This is a genomic window from Bacillus sp. JJ664, from assembly GCF_036962205.1.
GTDB lineage: Bacteria > Bacillota > Bacilli > Bacillales > Bacillaceae_G > Gottfriedia.
Genome location: NZ_JBALMS010000098.1, coordinates 4,266 through 7,504, shown reverse-complemented (window position 1 = coordinate 7,504; position 3,239 = coordinate 4,266). Strand labels below are relative to the sequence as shown.

General features: G+C 31.6%; 4 protein-coding genes and 1 pseudogene. 2 read left to right on the top strand and 3 right to left on the bottom strand.

Features of this window, described 5'->3' with window-relative positions:
- Positions 1 to 676 precede the first annotated feature (676 nt).
- The 3 genes from V7056_RS15255 to lepB all read right to left on the bottom strand — a co-directional run bounded on the left by V7056_RS15255 (position 677) and on the right by lepB (position 2,329).
- Positions 677 to 1,102: an SRPBCC family protein gene (locus V7056_RS15255; RefSeq protein WP_499703274.1), complete on the bottom strand. Its 426-nt coding sequence runs from the start codon at positions 1,100 to 1,102 to the stop codon at positions 677 to 679.
- A gap of 191 nt (positions 1,103 to 1,293) precedes the next feature.
- Entirely contained in the window at positions 1,294 to 1,584 is a 291-nt protein-coding gene (locus V7056_RS15250; protein ID WP_499703272.1) for a hypothetical protein, read from the bottom strand.
- A gap of 112 nt (positions 1,585 to 1,696) precedes the next feature.
- Positions 1,697 to 2,329, bottom strand: a complete 633-nt coding sequence (gene lepB, locus V7056_RS15245) for a signal peptidase I (protein WP_499703270.1) — start codon at positions 2,327 to 2,329, stop codon at positions 1,697 to 1,699.
- 215 nt (positions 2,330 to 2,544) lie between these two features.
- Here lepB and V7056_RS15240 point away from each other — a divergent pair, with 215 nt between their 5' ends.
- Positions 2,545 to 2,871 carry a hypothetical protein gene (locus tag V7056_RS15240; protein WP_499703269.1) on the top strand — a complete coding sequence of 109 codons (327 nt, stop codon included), beginning with the start codon at positions 2,545 to 2,547 and terminating at the stop codon, positions 2,869 to 2,871.
- A gap of 233 nt (positions 2,872 to 3,104) precedes the next feature.
- Positions 3,105 to 3,239 (top strand): annotated as a pseudogene (locus V7056_RS15235) (PadR family transcriptional regulator); the annotation flags it as partial.

The following is a 3,239-nucleotide window of genomic DNA, read 5'->3' as shown; positions in this document are numbered from 1 at the left end:
CCATTTGGTCATCCCCCCTATCAATATATTTTATGAACAATTGATAGTTATGTTAATAAAAGACAGGCTATTATAAAAAATGTGTGTTTATCATGCTTTCATTCAAAGAGTATACCTAATTCGAAGGTTAGGTGCTTCAAGTTTAGTGGTAAAAAGATGATAAAGTAATAAATATGAAAAGGTAAATGAGGATAGAGGTAAGATGATTCTAAAGTCTTATTTATGTTTATGAAAGTAAGAAGTTTAAGAGATTGATAGGAGAATTCATATGAACTATCTAATTTGGATTAGAAAAAGTAAAAGGTGCTTGTATTAATGAAAGATTTTCATTGTTGTTCTACTTGTAAGTATTTCAAAGCAGTGAAAGAATCAGGAAGAATGAAATATTATTGCAGCCGGTTAGGGTTCGAAACAAAAACAACCTATAAATTTGATTGCTGGAGCCCTAATGAGCATGTACTGAGATTGTTGAATAAGAATGACTTACAAAAAGATAGTTAAAAAGAGATCAAAACGTTAGAACGAATATCAAATTTTACATTATAAACAGTTGCTCGTTGCTCAAGACGGGGCATGAAAAAAGTGGCATGTCCATGGTCTTCTAAAAATCGAAGCCACAGTCAATGCCACTAATTTATTTTAGAAACTCTAATAAAAACCGATCTTCTAGCTTTTATTATTTAGATGTTTCTTCTGCATACTTTTTGAAGTTATTTAGAATTGCTTGCCAGCCTTGTTGTTGAAACTCAACTGGATTTTGAGTTTCAGCATCAAACGTTTCAACTATTTCAGTAGCGTCTCCTAAATCTTTAAACGTGATTGTTACTTTTCTTCCATCACCTAGTGTATAAGCAATAAACTCATTTGTATTTACTTCATCATAAATTCCACCAAAATCGAAACCAAAACTTCCATCCTTTGCTTCCATTCTTGAAGCGAATTTGCCACCTACTCTTAAATCATTCTCTGAAAATGGTGTATGCCAGTCATCTGAAGCAGTGTTCCATTTTTTGATATGAGTTGGCTCGTTCCAATAGTGCCATACCTTTTCAACTGGTGCTTGTACAGTTGCTTGAATTGTTACATTTTCAAATGTTTGCATTTTACATTTACCGCCCTTCAAAATAAGAATATTTTTTTATGTAATGATCAACAAAAAGATGCTTGACTATATTGTAAATGATTTCCAAAGGGTATGCTACTTTATCATTATTTCCATAAGCCTAAAAAGTAACGAAATTACATAAATTTTTATTTTTATTAAAAGAGGAAGATTAGTCAAATACATTTGGTTTATTCAATGATTTCGCCATCTTCCACTTTTATTTCACAATGTAGGCATCGCACATAATCGTACACTTCTGTATCAAAATTGATTTGAAATGGCAATCGTTCCTTGCAATTAGGGCATTTCCAAAAGAATAGGGTAATGACCACAAATAAGAATAAGAAGAAAATGCCTAAATAAAAAAAGATATTAAACCCGTAAATGAGTCGGCCAATGAAGTTTAGCGGAAGTGAGATGAGCCAACAAAGAATGGCAATTTTTCTAAGCTTCACAATATTAATAACTTTTTTACTCAAATGATTAGCTTCCTTTCATAAAATGGAAAAATATAGAAATATATAGAAAAATTGTATCACAAATCATAATGAAATCGAATTAATTTCAGTATGATTACTAAACTCGCAACTATTAGTAATCTTCAGCCATCCCCAAAACTTTCCCTTCAATATCGTCTTGAGATATTGGTCCCAATTCAAAGCTGTCCTGTATTCTCCAACCATTATCAGCTAATATAAACAATTCATTATTAGGTATGACCACTGCTTTAAGGTTTCTATGAAAATATTCTTTCCAATCATTTTCACCCATAATCTCATTTCCGTTTGCTTTCATCATTTTTTGATAAGTATCAAAGTCTGAAATACCATTATTCATAGAATTTGCATAGAAAGCTTTTAATTTTTTGTTGTTTATAAATAACTGACCATCTTTGATTTCAAGTTTTTCTCCAGGTAAGCCAACTACTCGAGCAACATTTTTGTGACCAGTTTTAGGAGTTTTGAAGTACACAACATCACCACGTTGAAAATTATTTTTGATGTAATACTCCTTGTCGACGACTAAAGTACCTGCATACTCATTGTGCCCACGATACATAGCATCGTATAAGTAATCAATTTCTGAATACCCAACGGAATTAACTACTGGTACATCTTCAAGAGTTGTGTTGTCTGTCATTGTTTCTATTACAATCGATTTTTCTTTCTGTTGACAGGCGACAAGAATGAGGCACATCCCAATCATAAAAAATAAGTGTTTCATAAGATCCCCTCCATATATATCAATATTCTATTTGGTGAGAATCATTACCTTTTATCTATTTATGATTAGAACTGTCATTAAAATGGGAATAAATTTATATTCGCTTTGAAGGAGATGCTCGAACCTTAATAGAAGTATTTAATTGATATGGATATTTTTTCCATAAATTAAATTCGTTTCGTAACAAGTATTTGTCATTCGAAAGGGAGATGGAGTTGAAGAAGCTAATTTTTGCAATCATCACATTAGGAGTTTTAATTGGTTTAACTTGGTTCGTTTCAGATTTAATGAACGGTAAAATAGTTGACTATGCATTTTTTGTAGGATTAGGTGTAACGATTGTTATTCGTTTTTTCACAAGTAGTGGAGGTTTTACATCAAATAGTATTAATTTGAGCACTCAAGGACAGACGGGAATGAAAGTTAGCGGTGCAGAAGGGCCTTTCACAGTAACGCAAAAGTCTTTCTCTTTTTTAGTGTCTTTAGCATTTACAATCATATCCTTACTTGCGACCGTTTTTTACTACTGGAATGAATTTTAATTTTTCATGAAAAAATAAATTTTTTGAACCGATTTTCCAACGAGGAAATCGGTTTTTTTTGATTCATATTAAAAATTTTGTTTAATTTATGGTGGAGTAGTTGAAATTTTATTGAAACCTGCATATACTGTTAACAACACTATACTGTCATTAACAGTATAGTGTGATAAACAGTATAGAATGAGAATGATGGTAATTGATTTTTTTACATTCAATTTAGGAGGTTAGATATCATGAAGCATACAGGGAGACATACTGGAGCATTTCTTTTACTGTTTTTAACAGAGGGAGATAGTTATGGAGGAAAGCTTTGGCAGAAATGTGAGGAAGAGCTTCCCGTCAATCCAATTGATAGCTCCATTTTATAT